The organism is Pseudoalteromonas sp. Scap06, assembly GCF_013394165.1.
GTDB lineage: Bacteria > Pseudomonadota > Gammaproteobacteria > Enterobacterales > Alteromonadaceae > Pseudoalteromonas.
On the sequence record NZ_CP041330.1, the window covers coordinates 62,465 to 83,618 of the forward strand.

The following is a 21,154-nucleotide window of genomic DNA, read 5'->3' on the forward strand; positions in this document are numbered from 1 at the left end:
ATATAAATTGACGGACCTTGGAAATAATCAGTTTTAACTCGTCTTTTTTGTGAATGTTTGTAAATACCTTGTTGTTGATGGTGTTGGGGTTGTGTACATTCGGTTATCATAAAAATAACCAATTAAGAGCATTTATGAAAAATAATATTTTTAAGTTGTCAGCGTTGTCTGCTGCAATAGTAATTTCGCTATCAGGGTGTGGTGGAAGCGATAATGATAATAACAATAAAGCCCCAGTTGTTACTGATGTAGCACCAAAAGCGAGTGATGTTGCTGTAAGCGATCAAAAACAATGGATCCCAGTAACTGCCGAATTTAATGCAAGTGACCTTGATGGTGATACATTATCATTCAGCTTTACTGAAAACGGTGAAGCTGTCGTTGCTGAAGACGGCGTGTTCATGTTTAGCCACGGTGCATTAACAGTCGATGGTACATCATTTACTTACGTGCCAGTCACAACTGAAGACGCAGTAATCGATTACACGGTGACAGCTAACGGTAAAACAGCATCTGCACAAATTATGGTTTCAGGTACTATTGGTGACCCACTAGCAAATCAACAATGGCACTTGAATAATACAGGCCAAAAAGCTTACGCCTTAAGCGATGAGATGAAACAAGGCCTTATTGATTTATATGTTAATCAACGTGGTTTTACTGAAGAAGAGGCACAAGCACGTTTTGATGAAGACTTCGCTAAGTCAGAAGCTGAAGAGCTTGTTGTTGGTGAAGACATGAACGTAGCAGCTGCTTATGCGCAAGGTGTTACAGGTGCGGGCATGACTGCTGTTGTTGTTGACTCAGGTATGGAAATTCGCCACGAAGATTTAATTGATAACGTATTGCCTAACCGCTCTTTAAACCTGGACGCAGAAACATTAGACCGTACTGACCCTACAAGCACATCTAACAGCGGTGACCATGGTACTAGTGTTGCAGGCTTAATTGCAGCAAAAGGTTGGAATGGTAAAGGCGGTCGTGGTGTTGCACCTGATACAGGCTTAATTGGTATGAACTACCTTGGTGGTGAGAAAGTAGCGCAAACTGATCTACTTGTACATGGTTTCCCTGGAAGTGGTATTAGCACGTCTGAAAGCATTTCGGCGTTTAACCGTAGTTACGGTATTACATTCCCGACATTTATTGCTTATTCAGAGCTTGATGAAACAATAGAGTCTTACCCAAATCTTTACCTTCGTGATGGTAAAGGTGCACTAAACATGAAATCGAGCGGTAACTCTTTTGTTGGTGATGAGAGCGAAGGTTCATTATGTGAAGATAACGGTGCTAACGAGTTAGGGTTAACTTGTTATAATGGTGCATTTGAACCTAGCCAAGGTCATCCTTATTACTTAAGTGTCGCAGCTGTAAATGCAAATGGTAAGCACACTAGCTACTCAACTGCAGGTGCTAACTTAATGGTTTCAGCGCCAGCGGGTGAATATGGTCGTTGGGCTCCAGCAATGGTTACAACTGATCAAATGACTTGTATTAATGGTTATTCAGGCTTCAATGGCCGTTCTATCACCGCTTGGGCTGCAGCCTATGGTGAAGAGTTTGCTGCAAGCCAATACCCATTTAATTACCCAGGGCATGAAGATAACGCAAGTTGTAACTACACATCTACATTTAATGGTACATCGTCTGCTGCGCCAAATGCATCAGGTGTGGTATCGTTAATTCTTTCAGCCAACCCTGAACTAACTTGGCGTGATGTGCGCCATATATTAGCATCAACCAGTACTTTAATTGATGCAGATAACGCAGCTGTTAATTTAACTGTAGGTGAAGGTGAGTTTGTTGCTCATGACGGTTGGGTTGAAAATGCTGCCGGTTATAGCTTTAATAACTTATATGGCTTTGGTCGAGTTGATGCTGGTGCAGCTGTTGCAATGGCTAAATCTTACGAAGCTTCATTAGGCGAGCAAGTAATCACGAATTGGAAAGGTTTTGGTTCAGTTGTTGCTGAGGATGCACTAGCACTTGAAATCCCAGATAACAACGCATCGGGTTTAACACAAGAAATCGAAGTGACTGAAGAGCTGAATATTGAAGCAATGCAGTTTAAGTTTGATGTTAGCAACTCTGAGATGGTCTTAGATTTAAGCGATGGTACACAAACATCTGCTGGTAACGATTTAGCGATTGAAGTTACATCACCAGCGGGTACCCGTAGTGTGTTATTGTCATCTAAACAAGCACTGTTTTACCCAGCATACAGCTTCACTAATGGTTGGAGCATTGGCTATGTATTAAAAGACGCAGTTATGCTTTCAAATGCTTTTTACGGCGAGTCTACTAAAGGTACTTGGAAAATCCGCTTACTAGATACAAGTGCAGATAGCTTTGCATTGAGTGACGGTGGCGATAACGGTTTAAGTGCAATTGGGATAAGCAATAATAGCTCAGCGAGTGTTCTTGAAGGTGTATCTCTTCGCGCATTCGGTCACGCAGGTCAAGAGTAAGGATTATAAAAATGAAATTTAATAAATTAATCGTATTAAGTGCTGCCGCGTGTATCTCATTAAGCGCAACAGCTAACACTAGCTTTGATAAAGAACTTGAGTTACCTAAAAAGCAGGTTGCTAGCTTAAAGTTTGATAAAGCCGACTTTGGTTCTTATAAAGTAGAGAAAGGCTTACGTTTAGTGCCGTCTAGTGTTGCAGCAGAAGAGCATGTAGTGATGAAGAAGGGCGATATGTCAATTGTTAATGTTGCTACTGACTCAGAATTAGTTACTAAAGGCTCTTTAGTTCGCAATATTCTGACTAATAACTTAAGCACATTATCAGGAAACATTACTATTCTGTTAAAAGACGGTAAAACTGCAAGCGATGTTGCATCAGCAACGGGCTTAAAGGTAGTATCTGTTTTCCCAGGCACTAAGATTGCGGTTATGGCTGTAAATGAAGGACAAGATATTTTAGCGGCTTCAGAGCAGCTTAAAGCATCTGGTTTTTCAAAAGAGGCTAGAATTGAAGTGTTAGAAACTATCTACACTGTGCAATAATTTATTTTAAATCAATAATAAAAAGCCCCGTGTAACTTTAGTTACACGGGGCTTTTTATTAATCATTCATATCAATATCGGCAAATATCATTCCTCGACGCATACTGCGGGTTGCCAAAAAAACCTCGCCAAGTAATGACATAAATGCACATATTAGCAATGCCATTGCACCAACAAAACAACTACCAATAGTAACGCCTAAATTAATCGACTGTATGTGCGATAAAAATAACAGCATAACCACGGCACATACTAATAATGCGCTTAAGACACTTAAGCTGAAGGCTATGTGGATACATCGAGAACGTTTTAGGAGCGCTCTTAATTCTGTGGTTAAGGATAAGTTAAACTCCTCATCCGTACTAACTTTTAATTTTCGTTCTAACTGTCTGGCCCTGTCTGTAATACGTGCTAAACGGTTGGATAGCACCCCAAGTGTTGCTGCAATACCCGTAATTAAAAAAACAGGGGCAACGGCTGTTTGAATGACTTTAGCCATAGTTAAAATATTAATTACATCATTGTTCATTTTTTTCTCAGTGTTTACATTTTTGTTTACATTTTTGTTTACATTTTTGTTTACATTTTTTTACAAAGTTAGTTGCTTCTTTTTGGTGTTTTAAATCAGTTGTTTACGCTATTTTTGTAAGGTGTTCTGTTTTTTATGTAATTTTAATGTAGCAATGCTGTTGCTCATACAAAGGTTGGCGTTTTATATTCGGTTACATAGCCAAAGAATTAAATATAGCAAATACAATAATACATAACCTATCTTAGGGGAAACAATGTCTAACAATATAATTAAAAGAACAGCAATCGCGACAGCTGTATCAAGTGCACTTGTGGCAACGATTGCTAATGCTGCGACTTTGCCTGACGCTACAATGACCAATAAATACGCAGAGCAAATTAAGGAAATAGCTGCTGATAAAAAAGCACCTTCTGCACATATGATCGTTCTTAAGGCAAAAACGTCTGTCGATGCAGTTGCTGCTGGGACTTACCAATCATCTTCTAATCGAGAAATAACGGCGCAGATTGAGCAGCTTCAAGATATGATGACTGTTGAGTTAAATAGCTTAGATTTTAATGCAAAAGTAATTGGTAAAACTAAAATTTTAGCACCAACCTTAATTGTTCAAGCAACCCCAGAAGCGTTAGCTCAAATTTCAAAAGATGATCGCGTTGCTAAAGTTTTACCAATGTTCGATCGAGAAATACATGTTGCTGCGAGCTCTGAATATATCAATGCTAAACCACTTATTACTGATGGTATTGCAAGTGGTAAAGGCCAACGTGTTGCAGTGCTTGATACAGGTATTGACTATACGCATGAGGCATTTGGTGGTGAAGGTACAGTTGAGGCTTACCTAGCTGCACAGGCTGATCCAACGTCAGTTGCATGGCCTCAAGGTATCGTGCAAGGTGGTTACGATTTTATTCGTGATGATGCAGATCCTATTGAAAATGACGCGGCTAACTCTCCATCAACGGGTGATCCAACAAATCACGGTACATCATCTGCAAACTCAGTAAACGGTATTGCACCTGATGTTGAGTTATATGCATATTCTGTATGTGGTGGTGGTTGTCCAAGTGCAGCACAAGCAGCAGCATTAGAAGCGGCAATGGATCCTAACGGTGATGGTGATATTTCAGACCGTGTTGATGTAATGAACATGTCTCTTGGAGGTGAGTTTGGTGACACTTACACTGGTGGTGGTACACAATACTTAGTTCAACGTGCAGTTGAGTTAGGCGTAAATATGGTCATTTCTGCTGGTAACGATGGTGACAACCCGTTCCGTATTGGTGGTCCAAGTACTACACCTAATGCACTATCTGTCGGTGCTATGACTCACCCAGCAACTGAAGTTGGTATTGCTGAGGGCGCTATTGCAGGCCTTGAAGGTAATATCCAGCCATCAGGTTTTGGCCCACAAGAAGCCTATACTATTTCAGGTGCTGATATTGATTTAGTTTACCCTGAAGCAAATCAGGATGGTTGTGTTGAGTTCTCTGCGGATGTGGACTTTACTGGCAAAGCAGTATTAATTGACCGAGGATCATGTAACTTTACTGATAAAGTTTTACATGCTCAGGCTAAAGGTGCTGAGTTCGTAATGATTGCAAACAATGTAGATGATGGTACTCCTGCATCTATGGGTGGTTTTGATGCTGCAGTTACAATTAAAAATGTAGGAATTAATTTTGCTGCAGGCGCAGCATTAAAAGCTCAGCTGGCTGCTGGCGGTCCTGCAACATTTGATATTAGTGTTGAATTTAAAGCAACAGCTGGTGCGGTTGCTACATTCTCATCGCGTGGTCCTTCGATGGATGGTTTATTAAAACCAGAAATTACAGCGCCAGGCACAAGTATTGATGTAGCAGCAGCAGGTACTCAAACGGGGACTAATCCTGTGTCGGGTACGTCATTCTCAGGTCCAATTACAGCCGGTGCGGTTGCTATGATCCGTGAAGCACATCCAGAGCGCAATGCGTTTGAGATTAAAGCAACAATAATGAATGCTGCGAACTTAAATGTAACCAATGAACCTCTTGATATAAACCCTGACTCAGAGCTTGCACCAATTAGTATGATAGGTGCTGGTTTGGTTGACGTTACTAAGGCGGTTAATCTACCAGTTGCGGCATGGGTGCATGACGGAAAGTTTGATACTAAACAAGCTGCGCTTTCTTATGGTTTAGTGAGCCTTGCAGAAACAGGCTCTATCACTAAAACGGTAACCGTTAAGAACTTCTCTGCAGATGCAAAAACTTATAATCTTCGCACAGAAGCGCGTTATCAAAGTGATATTGATACTAACGCAGTTAGTTGGGATTTCCCTGAGTCTGTAACAGTTCCTGCAGGTCAAGCGATTAACTTTGATATTACAATGACGGTTGACCCAACTAAATTACCTGTATGGGAATTAGAAAACCCATTCAGTGCAGATGACATTGCAGCAAGAAGTGCAGCATTAACATCAATCGAATTTGATGGTGCGTTAGTATTCGATGACGCATCTACAGATAGCGATCATGATTTACACCTTGTTTATCATGCAATGCCAAAGGCGGCGACTGAATTAAGTTACTCACCTGAAGTTGTTAATAATGAAATGGCATTAGTTATTGAAAACACAGGTCAAACAGAAATTACGCCTCAAGCTGAAAGTGTAATTGCAGTGGGAACAGAAAAAACAATTGAAGAGGCTGAGTTTAATATCCTGTCTACTACTTTCTCTGCGTTTAATTCAGAAGCGTGTGATTCAGGTGTATTTATAACTTCTTCCATTCAATTGCGAGATCCATTAACACATGTATTCCAAGCTGGGTACAGAGTTGAAATCGACACAGATAATAACGGTGTCTCAGATCAGTATATGCAAAACTATAACGATCGTGGTCGTCAGACTGCATTCCCTGGTCGTAGTCGTACTCTAATTGGTACAACTGATGGTGCGGGTAATGATACGTTGGCATGGGCTACTCCGCTTTACCATGCGGCAGGTGAAGATACAATTACCTTCTCTGGCTGTTCTGAGTTGATGAATATTGATGCAGCAATGATTGGCGAGCCAATGAACTTTAAGGTATCAGTGGGCTACCCTAGCTATCAAACAGGTGTTTACTTTGAAACTGATAGTGTAACAGGTTCAACGGTATTTGGTGTACAACCTCAGGTACAGATTACTTCACTTGAAACGGGCGAAGCCGTTTCTTCAATTATGCCAGGAGAGAAAGCGGTTGTTTCTGCAAGTGGTCCGTTTGCACTATCGCAAGGTTCAGGCACTAACCTTATTAAAGTTATGGCAGCTGAAGACCTAGAATTACCAGACGTTGAAGCACCAAAACTGGTTGGTGGTGAGTTTAGTGTTTCAGAAGATGCAGCGGATGGAACCGTAGTAGGTGCGCTTACTATTGAAGAGTCAGAGTTAGATTTGGCCATTTCAGAGTATTACGTACAATCAAATACAAATATTGGTCTTGCTGTTGATGCAGATGGACAAATTGTGGTTGCAGATACAACTTTATTAGCAGGTGATACATCTGCAGAAATGGAAGTTGTTGCTATTGATGTTCGTGGTAATGTATCTGAACCTGTAATGGTAGCGGTTAGCATTACAGCGCAAGTAGCACCTGTTGTTACTCCAGAACCAGCGAAGAAAAGCTCTTCAGGTTCACTAGCCTGGCTAACATTACTAGTTGCACCGTTTGCATTTATGCGTCGTCGTAAGCAAAAGTAATGTACTAACTTAAATGTTTATAAAAGGGAGCTTCGGCTCCCTTTTTACATAGCTTCACAAACTAAATCTCTGTGCTATTAAATATTAGGTATATTTAACAAAAATAAAAACTACAGAGATTCTGATCAATGAAACACACTCCATTTGTTCTTACTTTTATATCCTTAGCTATTTTAGGGGGGTGTAATAAAGCCCCTGACGCTGAGCAATCAGCAAAGGTTGAAAATGTAGCTGCTCAAACCGAAGTCATGCCGCCGATTGCGAAGAAAGTGCCATATGAAATGACAATCCATGGCGATACTCGCATCGATAATTATTATTGGATGCGTGATGATGAGCGTAAAGCTCCTAAGGTAATTGGTTACCTTGAGGCTGAAAATGCTTACACAGATGAAATGCTTGCGCATACAAAAACGTTACAAACTTCGTTATTTGAAGAGCTAAAAGGGCGAATTCAAAAAGATGATGATTCAGTGCCAGTTAAAAAAGGTAACTATTATTATTCGTCGCAAACTCGCGGCGATAATGAGTATGCTACTTACTTACGCAGTAGTGATTTTGCAGGCACCGATCAAGAAGTTATTTTAGACGTAAATGAATTAGCTAAAGGCCATGACTATTTTGCGGTTAGTGGCCTAAATGTAAGCCCAAATGATAACTTAATGGCGTATGGTGAAGATACGGTGAGTCGCCGTGTTTACAATATAAAAATTAAAGATTTAAACACGGGCAAATTACTAGAAGACACGCTTGAAGGCACTAGTGGTTATGTTGTGTGGGCGAACGACAATAAAACTGTTTATTACATTAAAAAAGATGCGCAAACCTTACTCGGTTATCAAGTTTATCGTCATACGCTTGGTACATCACAAAGCGATGATGAGCTTGTATACGAAGAAAAAGATACGAGCTATTACACAGGTATGAGCAAGAGCAAAGACGGCTCAGAAATTTATATTTGGCATAGCAGTACTGATGCATCGGGTTTATCAGTACTGAGTGCAAACGATGTAAATGCTAAGCCAAAGCGTTTAATTGAACGTGAAGCCAACCTTGAATACAGCATTTCAAAATTAGGTAATACTTATTACATTGTGACTAATTTAAATGCGGTTAACTTTCAGCTTATGAAAGTTGATATTGATAAAGCCGGTGATAAAGCAAATTGGCAAAGTGTGATCCCTGCTCGCGAGGATATTAAACTCGAAGACGTTGAGTTATTTGATGACTACTTGGTATATCAACAACGTGAAATGGGTCAATCAACACTGATTGCGCGTAATTTAACATCAGGCAAAGAGTTACCACTAAGCTTTAACGACAGTGCGTACACGATTAATGCGTACGGTAATAACGAATTAAACAGCGATACGCTACGTGTGTATTACACCAGTATGACGACACCGGGTTCATCTTATGATGTCAATTTGGCCACTGGCGAAAAAACATTATTAAAGCAACAAGCGGTATTAGGTGACTTTAACGCAGAAAACTACGCGTCTGAGCGTATTTTTGTTACAGCACGCGATGGCGTAAAAGTACCGGTGAGTTTGGTGTATCGAAAAGAGCTATTTAAAAAAGATGGCACTAACCCATTATTGCAATACGGCTATGGTTCGTATGGTGCAACAATGGATCCTAGTTTTTCTTCTGCACGATTAACGTTGCTTGACCGTGGTTTTGTATTTGCAATTGCCCACGTACGTGGTTCGCAAATGTTAGGGCGCCCGTGGTACGAAGCGGGTAAATTACTCACTAAAAAGAACACGTTTAACGACTTTGTAGATGTTACTAAGTCATTGGTAGCTCAAGGGTATGGCGATAAAGAGCAAATTTTTGCCCAAGGTGGCAGTGCTGGTGGTTTATTAATGGGCGCAGTGGCAAACCAAGCGCCTGAGCTATATAAAGGTATGGTGGCTGCGGTTCCATTTGTTGATGTGGTTACTACTATGCTTGATGAGACTATTCCGCTTACAACTAACGAGTATGGTGAGTGGGGTAACCCTAACGAGAAAGAATATTACGATTATATGTTGTCGTATTCACCATACGATCAAGTTAGTAAACAAGACTACCCTAATATGTTAGTAACAACAGGTTTGCACGACTCACAGGTTCAATATTTTGAGCCAGCAAAGTGGGTTGCAAAACTGCGTGACTACAAAACAGATGATAATAAACTACTATTTAAAATAGACATGGAAGCCGGCCATGGCGGTGCGTCTGGTCGTTTTAAACGCTTAGAAGATGCCGCGTTAAATTATGCATTTATGCTTGATTTAGCCGGTATAAAAAAATAGCCACACCCAAATTCAACTAAGTAATGAGCCAAGGCGTAACGTTAAGTTACGCCTTTTTTTTGTGGCAAATTAAAGCTAAAAATAGTGCCTTTGCCTATCTCACTTTGAACATTTATTTCACTGTCCATAAGCTTTAATAGTCCACGACAAATAGCAAGCCCTAACCCACCTTGTTGACGGCCCGCTTTATTAGAATTACTAGCTTGGTAGTGGGGATCAAAAATAGCTTGTAACTCATCATGTTTAATACCAACTCCGGTATCCGAAACTTGCACAAATAATTGATAGTGGTTACTTCGTCTTACGCTAACCTCAATACTGCCACCAAGGGGAGTATGCCTAATTGCATTATCGATTAAGTTACTTAAAACGCGCTCAAGTTTGGCTATGTCGGCGATGACAGGGAAGTCACAAATTTCTGGCTCAACCGATAAATTAATGCCTTTTTGTTGCGCAACAATACTAAACTTAGCAATACAATCGTAAATTAGCTCTCCTAGGTTAAATGTTTCTTTATTAATGTTTATTTGGCCATTTTCTAAGTGAGCAAGTTCAAAAATTTGCTCTATAAGTTGCTTTAGCTGTCCACAGTTATTTAATGAGACTTGCAAGTATTCTTGCTGTTCTTGTTTACTTAGTTTGTCACCTGACTGATTTAACACTTCTAAAAAACCTTGTAGAGAGGCTAGTGGTGTTCGCAGATCATGGGAGAGGTGAGTAAGCAGCTCTTTACGTTGTTTATCACCTTGCTCAAGTGCTTTAAATTGCTCGTTTATACGCGTTATCATCGCTTGAATACTTCGACCTAGGCTGTGGACTTCGTTGCTTTTTTGATTTGAATAGTGACTTAGTTTTGTATCGGTTAGGCTATAGTTAGCAGCCTCAATATTGCTCACATCTTTTGCAAGACGTTGAATAGGGCTTGTGAAAAATCGCAGTAAAATAAGCATCGCAATAAATAAAAAAATGAGTGTTGAGCCAAGCCACATAGCAGCCACTAATAACGAGTCGTTACTTTTTATATTATTGAGTGAGGTGTCGTATGCCTCACCACCAATAATTATATATAAATACCCTTGTAATGCATTGTTGTTAAATACAGGCGCCACAGAAAATATTTTTTGTTGCTGTGGGTCTCGTGGGTTATCACCATAAATAGGTGTTGTGTTTGGGTGGGCAATCAGCTTTTTTAGCGGCTCTAAATTAACGTGTGAGCGCTTTACTTTTCCGGGTTCTGCGGAGTAAGTCAATATTTTTCCGCGCTGGTCTACAAAGTAAAATTCAAAGGCAGGGCCTAACAGCATTAGAGTATGAAACAGGTTTTCAAGGGCTTCGTAATCGTATACGCCTTCTTTTATTAATGGATTGTCTTGTACTAAATGTTCAGCCAGTGCTAAATGTAAGTTTTGTTCGCCATGGTGTTTGGAGTTGAGTTCTAATTGTTTACTCCAGCTATAAACTAGCGCACAAATAAAACAAAAAATAACGGCTAACGACACTGCTAATTTTTGGTACAAAGAAAGTTTCATAATAAAAATCTTAATTAAGTTGGTTTGGGTTGAGTTTGTATCCCACACCCCAAACGGTTTCTATAATGGGAGTTGGTTGATGTAATTCGAGCTTTGCGCGCAAGCGGTTAATATGCGAATTAACCGTATGTTCGTAGCCGCTGTGTTGGTACCCCCATACTTTATCGAGCAGTTGTTGGCGGCTAAAGACATGATTTGGGTGACGTGCAAAGTACACAAGCAAATCAAATTCGGTGGCGGTTAGGTTAATTGCCTGTTCAGCTAAGTACACTTGATGAGAGTCAAATTCAATGTGTAGCGAGCCAACATGAAGCGTTGTTTCGCCCTTAATCGTATTCTGGTTAGTATTTTGGCTCGCGAGCAATTGTGCTCTGTGTCGCAGTTGGGTTTTTACTCTGGCTTGTAGTTCACGTGCAAAAAAGGGTTTACAAATATAATCGTCGGCGCCCATTTCTAGGCCTATAACTCTGTCCATATCGCTACTTAGTGCTGTTAGTAAAATCACTGAGATAGTTGGATAGTGTTCTTTTATTTTACGACATAAACTCAATCCATCCATTTGCGGAAGGTTTATATCCAGTAAAATAAGCCCGTAAGATTGTTTGGCTATTTTTTTCAAAGCCAGTTCAGCACTTACAACATGATCCACATGTAAATTTAGCGATGTAAGCTGTGTGGTAATTAATTTACCAATTTCTCTGTCGTCTTCAACTATGAGTAACTTTTCATGGCGCATCATTTATCCTCGTAAAAAAGGGGGGGCTTCCGTGCTCCCCAACTTCCCCATTAAAAGCTGGTATATCGAGGTTGATATTGATAAACGAATTACTGAGTGCGGGTAATAACCACTTTTGCTAATGGGTTATCAAATTTATGTTCAGGGCTAAGCACTGAGCCAGACAAACCATCTTCATTTGTAACTACACCTGGGTGTCTTGCTACAAAATTAACATCATCACGGGCTTCATTAAAACCTTCTCCGCCATCAGCAGGACCGGGTATCGTACCAGCTGCTTCTGTATTTGATTCAGTACCTGCATCATAAGCAACGGTAGTGCGAGTTAAAGAGTCGCCGACGGCTAATGAAGATACATCTAAAGCACTAAGACCGGTAAACCCATCATTTGTATTCACCATCATAGTGGCAAGCGACAACTTAAGTGCCTCAAGTGAGTCTGTGGTTAATGTAATCGTGGTATTAGCACCAGGTCCAACAGGACCTTCGCTTGATGCGTTGGCTATAGCGTTTTCTAATGCAAGCAGTTGGCTGTTATCGCCTCCTTCAGCTATTGCTTCTAATGCAATTGAGGCCGCATTGCCAATTTGCCAAAGAGTGCCTTCAGTATGTGCAATAACAGCAATAGGCGATAGTGGCTGCCCCGCGGTTAAATTGCTGACGGTAACATCAAATGTATAGCTTACAGGCTCAGGAGTTGGCGGTGTGACAACCTGAACAGGTTCGTTTCTGTCGTTATCGCCGCAGGCTGCAAGTGAGGCTGCAAGTGCAACAACCACGATGCTTTTTTTAAAGTTATTTAAAGATGCCATGATAACGCTCCTACTTAACCGTAACGGTTAGCTTAGCTACTGGGTTTAACCATCTGTGAACCGTATTACTTAAATCGCTATTACCAGCGGTTAAATCGTCGTCACCTAACGTGCCTGGATGAATATGTACGTTAATATTGCTATCGGTACTTGTTAAGCCAGCGCCGCCTGTGCCCGCGTCGCCACCTGGGGCTGCAGGAATACCTGGCGTACCCGGTGCACCTGAGCCATCGACAATGAGTTCATTATTGTGCTCAGTGCCTGCATCATATGCATTTAAGTAAACAGTATAAGTGCCTGCTTCGGTTGGGATTTTCCAGCTATCCAGGCCAACAAAGCCATCGTTTGTAGGCAGTAACATAGCGGTTACTGAGAGGTAGTCATTACCATCGGTTGTCATTAGTGTGGCCATGGTCGATGATGATGGCGCTAATAAGCCTCCTGCTGGGTTTGCAGCCATGTCGCTACCTGCTGCAGTAGCTTGTGCCATTAGTTCTGCAATGTTGCCACCTTCAGCCATTGTTTGTAATGCAGTAGAAGCTTCAGTTGCAACTTCAAAAAGCTTATCTTCGCTGTCGTGTGCTGTAACTAGCAGTGGGGTAAAGTGAATGCCTTGTGTTAGGTTGGTTATTGCTAGGTCTAACTCTGCAGCTATGGCTGACTGGCTAGCTACTGCTAAAAGAGTTGCAAGTGTAAATGTTGAAGCTTTCATTTTTATTTCCTGTATGTGATGATTCGAGATAAGTATTGAACAATCGTCTCCAGAAACTCTCACAAACTTATCACTTTTTTATCACAGAAATTTAGGTTGTGATTTTTTTACAAATAAATAGATAAGTGGTGTTATATACCTGTGTATAATTAAACCGGATTTTAAAAATTAAAGGATTGTGCTATGGAAGAAAATCAAGAAATTAAAGTCGTTAATAAAGATGACCGAACTTGGGCAATGCTATGTCATTTAAGTGCATTAGCTGGGTTTATTGTGCCATTCGGCTCGGTGTTAGGCCCCCTTATTATTTGGCTAATTAAAAAAGATGAAATGCCTATAGTTGATATACATGGTAAAAAAGCGCTTAACTTTCAAATTACTATGGCTATAGCTTATTTTGTATGTTTTTTACTAATTTTTGCAGCTGTTGGTTTACTACTGTTACCTATGGTCGCTATCTTTTCATTTGTGATGGTGGTTATCGCAAGCGTAAAAGCCAACGATGGCAAAGAGTTTAATTATCCCCTTAGCTTAAATTTAATTAAATAAGCGTTTTGATTTAAGTTAAAAAGTCGTTCAAACCCAGCTTAATGGCTGGGTTTAGTTTTTAGTCATAAGGGAAAAATGCTCTATATAACATTATTTTTTACAGCATTTATATCGGCTACGTTATTACCCAGCTCGTCTGAAGTATTGATGGGTGGGATGATAATGCAAGGTAATACTAACTTATGGCTAATTTGGTTTGCAGCAACCTTAGGCAATGTATTAGGCAGTTGTGTTAATTATTGGCTTGGAACACAAGCATTACGCTTCAAAGATAAAAAATGGTTTCCAGTTTCTGAAAAAGGGCTTAAAAAAGCGCAAAAGCAGTTTAATAAATATGGAGTATATAGCTTACTGTTTGCGTGGTTACCTATTGTTGGCGATCCACTAACTGTTATTGGCGGCGTGTTTAAAGTGCGCTTTAGTATGTTTTTAGTGCTAGTAACACTCGGCAAAGGGCTACGTTATTTAGCTGTAATAGCCCTTGCCGTTGGATTATTTGTGCCAGTCCAGAGTTAGCGACACAGAGTCTGCAAAGCGCAGCGCATGAGGTTTATCCACTCGGGCTTTGGCATAATTTACACTTGGGTGCGAGTGGCAAACAGCAAGAATTTCAGCAACTAATTTTTCTAACAATAAAAAGTGACCCTGTTCAACTAAGCTAATTACTTCTTTAGTAATTACCTTGTAGTTAAGTGCTTGTTCTACTTCATCAGTTTCACAAGCTTGATCAGCCGGATAATGAATTTCTAAATTAATGACTACATCTTGTTTTTTTTCACGTTCATCAGGATTAAAGCCAATAAACGTGCGTAGCCGTAAGTTAGTTACATTAATTATTGCGTTTGCCATAGGTTATCCTTTGATCAGCTGTAAAAACTCATTACGTGTTTTCGGATCGGCTCTAAAGTTACCAAGCATAACCGAAGTACGCATACTTGAGTTTTGCTTTTCCACGCCACGCATCATCATACACATGTGCTTTGCCTCAACAATGACGCCTACACCTTTGGCACCGGTTACTTCCTCAACCGCTTTGGCAATTTGATGGGTTAGCTGTTCTTGAATTTGAAAACGGCGAGAGAACATATCCACAATACGTGCAAACTTAGACAAACCTAACACTTTGCCATCAGGGATATAAGCAATGTGACAGCGGCCAATAAACGGTAATAAGTGATGCTCACACATAGAGTAAAGCTCTATATCTTGTATCAACACCATATCGTCAGCATCTGAGGTAAATACTGCATTGTTAGTGATTTCGTTAAGCGTTTGGCGATAACCTTGAGTTAGGTACTCCATCGCTTTTGCAGCGCGTTTTGGAGTATCGAGCAACCCTTCACGTTCTGCATCTTCACCGACTGCGGTTATAATTTTTTGATAGCTTTCTTTTAATTCGTTATGCATAAGTTTCTCGTTTATTTAGATGACTTACTTAAGATGGCGACCACCATCAACAGGTAAAGCACGGCCTGTGATGTAATGGCTGTTTAGTAGTAGGTCGATACTATTGATAATTTCTTGGCATCCAGGTTCGATACCCATTAATGATTTTTTTAAAGTTTTAGCGCGATACTGCTCATCATCATGTTGATTAAAAATAATTAATGATGGTGCGACGGAATTCACTTTAATATTCGGTGCATATTTAGCACTAAATGATTTGGTTAAGTTATCCAAGGCGGCTTTGCTGGCCGCATAGGCTAAGTGTTTTGGGCTGCCAGTTTCCACTACGTAATCAGTTAGATGAATAATGTCAGCGGGCTTAGTGTGAGACGCCTGATAATTTAATAGTAAATCTGCACAGCGTAAGTTTACCAAGTACGGTGTTTTTGCATGAATGCGCATCATACTGTCAAACAGCTGCTCAAACTGAGGGTTGTTAGCTTCACAGTCCCAGCTTGATGCATTATGAATTATCGCGCTTAGTGAGTCAGTCTGTGCTTTAAGTAATGTAATAAAAGTATTAATACCCTCATCAGAACTAAAGTCAGCATAAAGACAAGTGGCCCCTTTTTGCTCTAGCAAATCTACCGCTTCATGGCGGGTACGATAAGTAATAATGACCGCTTGCCCTTGGGCTATAAAATGCTGTGCAAGCGCAAGTCCAATACGTTGTCCTGCACCAGTAATCAAAATAGGGGGGGTCATAAAATATAAAACTCTCTGTTGGCAAGCGTTAAGGTTAACCGTTAAAATTTAAGCCACTTATTTTCACGCCATTTTTTACGTAAAATATAAGCGGCTCGATCAGTTAAATCACACTTATAATATTGATTTAAAAAGCATCGTATATTGTTGGAATAGGCTGGCGCTTATGTTGCGTGCGTTGGTAAATTGCAATCAGTGTTTGTTCCACATGCTCGGAGACTGGTTTACCTTCTAAAAAGTCATCAATTTCTTCATAGCTTAAGCCTAATGCTTCCTCGTCAGTCAAACCTGGTCTATCACTTTCTAAATCCGCAGTAGGTGCTTTTTCAACTAACAAAGCAGGTGCACCTAATGCTGTTGCCAATGCTCTAACCTGACGTTTAGATAGACCAAACAAAGGGGCTAAATCGCAGGCGCCATCGCCAAACTTAGTATAAAAACCGGTAATGTTTTCGGCGCTATGGTCGGTACCTACAACGAGCCCTTGGCAAAACCCAGCAATTTCATATTGTGCAATCATGCGTTGGCGTGCTTTCACATTGCCTTTAATAAAGTCTATTTTTTCTTGTGTTGGCAATGGCTTATTATTACCAGCTAAAGTTGCCATTGTTTGCTCGTGCAGTGCGTCGGTTGCAGGCTGAATATTAACTGTCATACGGGTGCTGGGCTTAATAAAATCAACCGCCATTTGTGCTTCGCTTTCATCTGCTTGCACTCCATACGGTAAGCGCACAGCAATAAATTGATACTGTGTATCTTGGTGTTCTTGATTAAGCTCATTAACAGCAAGTTGGCATAATCGGCCACAGGTTGATGAGTCTACACCGCCACTAATACCTAGTACCAGTGAAGTTGAGTATGCGGCTTTTAAACGTGCTTTAATAAAATTTACTCGGCGTTTAATTTCAGCGTTAACATCAATACTAGGCTGAACTTTCATTTCAGCCATAATTTCGGCGCGCATGGCCCGCTCCTTAAAGTTAAAAAGTTTTAATGCTCAAAAAAGAATAGCTATTATGTGATTTCAAATTACACAATTAAAGTCCTATATACTCTTTTATTTGTTTAAGTTGAGCTTTTAGCTCGTTAATTTCAGCGAGTATCTCATTGAGCTCTTGGTTTTTTAACTCGTCTGTAATGGTTTGTGTTGCTGTTGGCTCATCGTTTTCTGCAGAAGGTGCTGTAAATAAGTGGATATAACGGCTATCACGCTTACCAGGCTCACGGGGCAGCTTTTTAACATGGCTATTTTCAATCAATTGTTCAAGCGATGTTTCAACGTCGTCAACATTGGTAAAGTCAGCTAAGCGAGCACAACGGGTTTTTAATTCACCGGGTGTTTGAGCTCCCCGCAATAATAATAAACATATAATGGCGCGTTGTTGTGCGTTAAATTGTAAGTGACTAAATTGTGTATTACAAAAGCGATGGTCGTATTTAGATACACGTCCACTGAGACCTTCATCTTCTGTTACCAAGCGTAAGTCGATTAATTCGGCAATGGTAGCCTGAACTTGCTGTTGGCTTAATTCGAGCACAGGAGCGCGATTTGATTTTTGATTACAAGCATTCGTTAAGGCATTTAATGATAGTGGGTAATGTTCAGGCGTTGTTGTTTGCTTTTCCAATAAACAGCCAATAACTCTTTGTTGTTCAACTGATAACTGCATAATATCCCTTACTTCATCGATTCTATTTTAAGCTTACACTGTTATTTAGCGCTAAGCCATTGTTGCAATTTAGCATGCATAGCAGGGCCATCGAGAGGTTTACTTAAATAGTCGTTCATACCGGCATTTAAACATTTGTCTTTATCTCCGCGCATTGCATTAGCCGTTAGTGCAATAATGGGGATGGTTTGATTCTCTTGACCCGCAAGGCCCTCTCTAATAGCCATGGTAGCTTGGTATCCATCCATAATAGGCATTTGGCAATCCATTAAAATAAGTTGATAAGTGTTTGCGGTTGCTCGGTTTAATTTGGTTAGGGCGTCTTTGCCATCTTCTGCAATATCAAAGGTAAGCTCAGCTTGTTTTAATAATGCACAGGCAACCACTTGGTTTACTTTGTTATCTTCTACAAGCAACACATGGCCTTTCGCTTTTTTTTGTTTATTAATCGCTGGAGGCAGCGCTAACTCTTTAGGTTGTGCTGCCAATGTACTTTTTACCAGCGTGTTATATAAATCAATAGCAGTGAGAGGTTTAAAAATTAAGGCTGCTTCATTGTTTCCATAAAATAAATTGCTTTTTGAATAGCTCATTGGGGCCATAATCAAAATATGGCTTTTCACTAAAAAATGTTTCAACTTTTCAGCCAAAGGGTGTGCTACAGGCTCCAAAAAGCTTGTGTCAATAATTGCTACATCCGGTGGCGTTTGTTGATGATTACTTATATAAGTTTCAACCTCTTCATAATCACATACTGCACTGACATCTGCGCCCCATAGCATTAATTGCTTCTCGATGATGGTGGCATTCATCTCGCTATTATCAACAATGAGTATTCGCTTTGCTTGTATATGTTGACAATCTAAATCAAATGCTTGGTCTATCACTGAGGTAATGCTGACTGAAAAAGTAAAGGTACTGCCTTCATTAGGTGAGCTATTTACACTTACCTCGCCTCCCATGAGTTCGCACAGCTGCTTAACTATTGCCAACCCTAAACCTGTACCGCCATATTGGCGGGTTGTTGATGCATCAGCTTGAGTAAAAGAATCAAATAACTGTTTTTGCTTCTCTAAACTAATACCAATGCCGGTATCAATAATCGCACATTCTAAAGTCGTATCATCGAGAGTTTTTTCAATGGTAGCGGTTACCAGTACTTGTCCGTTTTGAGTAAATTTTACGGCATTGGCAATCAAGTTATTTAAAATTTGTCGTAATCTATTTGGATCACACACAATCTCACTGGTGCTTACATGCGTAGTATCTAAAATTAATTGGGTGTTATTGCTTTCGGCCTTGAGCGCAAACGACTCAATAATCTCGCCTAGTAATTGTGGTAGATTAAATTGAATGCTTTCTATGTCTAACTTACCAGCCTCTATTTTAGAAAAGTCTAAAATATCATTAATAATCCCTAATAAAGACTCTGCTGACGATTGGGCAAGCTTTATATGATGACGTTGTTGCTGATCAAGTGAGGTCGCCTGAATGATATTAAGCATACCTAACACTCCATTCATCGGGGTGCGAATTTCATGACTCATGCTAGCTAAAAATTCACTTTTAGCGATCACCGCCTGTTCAGCGGCTTCTTTTGCCATTACTAGTTCAGCTTCGGTTTCTATGCGCTGTTCACTAGAGTGAAGACTTCCTATTAGCGCGCCGATAGCAATTAAAAAACCTTCTTCGTTTTGCGTCCATGATCTAACCGTTGCTTGTTCTGCGCATACAACACCAATAGAGCCGCTGCCTGCGGGGATCATAACACATAGCATTGCTTTAATAGGTGATGGCTCGAGGTAGCTTTTTGCTATGGGTGCGAGACAAGCTTGTTGCTGTGCGTCTTGAGCGCTAAAAACGGCTTTGTTTTCTAGGGTGGTAAAAAAGTCAGGGATGTCGTGCTGGCGCCAAGGCGTATTATTATCACTGTTATTTTGGCTATAACTCGCAATGGGACTAAGTTGAGTTTTGTATTTATCAAACAAGCGAATGCTTACTGTATTCACTTTAAGTGCACGACACACCGCACGAGTAATAAGCTCTTTTGATTCGCTTAATTTACCTTTTAATATGTGGTCGCTAATAGTTAACGACGCTAAGGTTTCATTAAAACGAGCTATTTTTTGATCTTCTATTGCTACCTTTTTACGGGCATCAATATTTTGTAGTGAGCCGAATATTCTGTTACAACGCCCATTTTTATGCTCGGCTTCACCATGTATGAGTGCCCAAATCACTTCGCCGTTGGCATTAATAACTTCCAGTTCGGCCTCGTAGCTTTCACCATATTTAACCGCCCTGGAAATTAGTTCAGCCGCCTTATCTCTGCTTTTACCCTCTTTAAAGTAATATAAATCGGATGACCATTTAGGTTGCTCATCTAAAGGGTATTCAAATATCTTTTTGGTCATGTCTGACCAAAATACCTGCTTTTTTTCTAAATTAAATGACCATGCGCCCACTTGCGCTAGGTTACTCATGACCTCGAGCATTTTTTCGTTTTCGTGTTCTCTATTGAGCATTTTTAAAAACAATAAAAACGCAAAAATAAGCAAACTCAAAATAACAATAATAACGATACGTAACGGCCAGATAGACGACGATGCCGGTTGCCAGCCTGTTTTTGGCACTACATAGAGCTGCCAAGCTCCGCCTTGAAAGTTTAGGTTAAACTCAAGCGGGTTTTGGCTGGTAATTTCAGGGTCACCAAAGAAAAACTCACCTTGTTTACCTAAGCCATTGCGTCCTTGAATAGCAACGGTGTATTTTTTTTGTAATTCGAAAATTCCAGCGTTGTTATAGACTTTTTCTATATCGAGTACCACAGAAAGCAGCCCCCAAAAAGAGTGGTCTTCAGGTAAATAAACTGGCACTCGTGCAATCAAAGCTTCACTGCCTTGAACTAACGTGAGCGGTCCAGCCATTACAATAGTATTAGTGTCGCGTGCTTTAATAGCATCATCGCGTTGCGCTTTATTTTCTAAAAAATTGAGTCCAATGGCTTTTTCATTCCCTTTAAGCGGGTAGGTCATTGTAATGACCATATTAGGTGCAGCACCAATATTACGTAGTTCGTTAGAGGTGTTAAACAGTGGAGCGGCAATTTGCCCAAAACGTGTTTGGCTTAAATTAGGCTCGGCAGCAACGGCTACAGCCAAGCCTCGTATTAACTGAATATTAGATACCAAAATAGCTTCAAGCTGAGCTCTGTAGGTACTTACTTGAGAAAGTACTTGTAAACGGTAAGCATCTTTTGCCCGATTATAATTAAGCCGTTCAAGCACTAAGCTTGTTATTGCAATTAAAGTGATTGCAAATAAAAAGGTAAGCTTAAAATTATAAATGGATGTGCGTTTACTTTTGCGCTGTTGCCACATAAGGTGTAATTAAATTGTTAATATAGAAAGCTTAACTATAGCTAACTAACAC

17 protein-coding genes are annotated in these 21,154 nt (G+C 40.2%); 6 read left to right on the top strand and 11 right to left on the bottom strand.

What is annotated here, in order from left to right; translation table 11 throughout:
- Positions 1-134: 134 nt before the first annotated feature.
- Positions 135-2,468 (top strand): S8 family serine peptidase, encoded by a 2,334-nt coding sequence (locus FLM47_RS00340; RefSeq protein ID WP_178954489.1) that lies wholly within the window; start codon positions 135-137, stop codon positions 2,466-2,468.
- An 11-nt stretch (positions 2,469-2,479) separates the two neighbouring features.
- Positions 2,480-3,013: a hypothetical protein gene (locus FLM47_RS00345; RefSeq protein ID WP_178954491.1), complete on the top strand. Its 534-nt coding sequence runs from the start codon at positions 2,480-2,482 to the stop codon at positions 3,011-3,013.
- Positions 3,014-3,071: 58 nt separating this feature from the next.
- Here the strand turns inward: FLM47_RS00345 and FLM47_RS00350 are convergent, their stop codons facing one another.
- Positions 3,072-3,542 (bottom strand): DUF2721 domain-containing protein, encoded by a 471-nt coding sequence (locus FLM47_RS00350; RefSeq protein ID WP_178954493.1) that lies wholly within the window; start codon positions 3,540-3,542, stop codon positions 3,072-3,074.
- Between the two features lie 256 nt (positions 3,543-3,798).
- Between FLM47_RS00350 and FLM47_RS00355 the strand changes: the two genes are divergently transcribed.
- The gene (locus tag FLM47_RS00355; RefSeq protein ID WP_178954495.1) at positions 3,799-7,263 is read left to right on the top strand and encodes a S8 family serine peptidase; all 3,465 of its coding nucleotides are present in this window, start codon (positions 3,799-3,801) and stop codon (positions 7,261-7,263) included.
- A 128-nt stretch (positions 7,264-7,391) separates the two neighbouring features.
- Positions 7,392-9,563: a S9 family peptidase gene (locus FLM47_RS00360; RefSeq protein ID WP_178954497.1), complete on the top strand. Its 2,172-nt coding sequence runs from the start codon at positions 7,392-7,394 to the stop codon at positions 9,561-9,563.
- A gap of 41 nt (positions 9,564-9,604) precedes the next feature.
- On the opposite strand, the gene FLM47_RS00365 is transcribed toward FLM47_RS00360, so the two are convergent.
- The 4 genes from FLM47_RS00365 to FLM47_RS00380 all read right to left on the bottom strand — a co-directional run bounded on the left by FLM47_RS00365 (position 9,605) and on the right by FLM47_RS00380 (position 13,352).
- Positions 9,605-11,092 carry a cell wall metabolism sensor histidine kinase WalK gene (locus FLM47_RS00365; RefSeq protein WP_178954499.1) on the bottom strand — a complete coding sequence of 496 codons (1,488 nt, stop codon included), beginning with the start codon at positions 11,090-11,092 and terminating at the stop codon, positions 9,605-9,607.
- A 10-nt stretch (positions 11,093-11,102) separates the two neighbouring features.
- Complete coding sequence (locus FLM47_RS00370) at positions 11,103-11,828, bottom strand: response regulator transcription factor (RefSeq protein WP_138605474.1); 726 nt, start codon at positions 11,826-11,828, stop codon at positions 11,103-11,105.
- An 89-nt stretch (positions 11,829-11,917) separates the two neighbouring features.
- Positions 11,918-12,640 (bottom strand): spondin domain-containing protein, encoded by a 723-nt coding sequence (locus FLM47_RS00375; protein ID WP_178954501.1) that lies wholly within the window; start codon positions 12,638-12,640, stop codon positions 11,918-11,920.
- A 10-nt stretch (positions 12,641-12,650) separates the two neighbouring features.
- A complete protein-coding gene (locus FLM47_RS00380) occupies positions 12,651-13,352 on the bottom strand; it encodes a spondin domain-containing protein (protein ID WP_178954503.1) in 702 nt (233 codons plus the stop codon).
- A 183-nt stretch (positions 13,353-13,535) separates the two neighbouring features.
- Here FLM47_RS00380 and FLM47_RS00385 point away from each other — a divergent pair, with 183 nt between their 5' ends.
- Together FLM47_RS00385 and FLM47_RS00390 are read left to right on the top strand one after the other, a co-directional pair.
- Positions 13,536-13,901 carry a DUF4870 domain-containing protein gene (locus FLM47_RS00385; protein WP_178954505.1) on the top strand — a complete coding sequence of 122 codons (366 nt, stop codon included), beginning with the start codon at positions 13,536-13,538 and terminating at the stop codon, positions 13,899-13,901.
- Between the two features lie 75 nt (positions 13,902-13,976).
- Complete coding sequence (locus FLM47_RS00390) at positions 13,977-14,417, top strand: YqaA family protein (RefSeq protein WP_010392588.1); 441 nt, start codon at positions 13,977-13,979, stop codon at positions 14,415-14,417.
- On the opposite strand, the gene folX is transcribed toward FLM47_RS00390, so the two are convergent.
- The 6 genes from folX to FLM47_RS00420 form a co-directional block, all read right to left on the bottom strand.
- A complete protein-coding gene (gene folX, locus FLM47_RS00395) occupies positions 14,394-14,750 on the bottom strand; it encodes a dihydroneopterin triphosphate 2'-epimerase (RefSeq protein ID WP_008108994.1) in 357 nt (118 codons plus the stop codon). The genes FLM47_RS00390 and folX overlap by 24 nt on opposite strands.
- A gap of 3 nt (positions 14,751-14,753) precedes the next feature.
- Positions 14,754-15,308, bottom strand: a complete 555-nt coding sequence (gene folE / locus FLM47_RS00400) for a GTP cyclohydrolase I FolE (protein WP_008108996.1) — start codon at positions 15,306-15,308, stop codon at positions 14,754-14,756.
- A 24-nt stretch (positions 15,309-15,332) separates the two neighbouring features.
- Entirely contained in the window at positions 15,333-16,052 is a 720-nt protein-coding gene (gene folM, locus FLM47_RS00405) for a dihydromonapterin reductase (protein WP_178954507.1), read from the bottom strand.
- Positions 16,053-16,179: 127 nt separating this feature from the next.
- The gene (nadE, locus tag FLM47_RS00410) at positions 16,180-17,016 is read right to left on the bottom strand and encodes an ammonia-dependent NAD(+) synthetase (RefSeq protein WP_178954509.1); all 837 of its coding nucleotides are present in this window, start codon (positions 17,014-17,016) and stop codon (positions 16,180-16,182) included.
- A gap of 73 nt (positions 17,017-17,089) precedes the next feature.
- Positions 17,090-17,722, bottom strand: a complete 633-nt coding sequence (locus tag FLM47_RS00415) for a YceH family protein (protein ID WP_075170877.1) — start codon at positions 17,720-17,722, stop codon at positions 17,090-17,092.
- Positions 17,723-17,763: 41 nt separating this feature from the next.
- Positions 17,764-21,102, bottom strand: coding sequence for an ATP-binding protein (locus FLM47_RS00420; protein ID WP_178954511.1), 3,339 nt, complete (start codon positions 21,100-21,102; stop codon positions 17,764-17,766).
- Positions 21,103-21,154 lie beyond the last annotated feature (52 nt).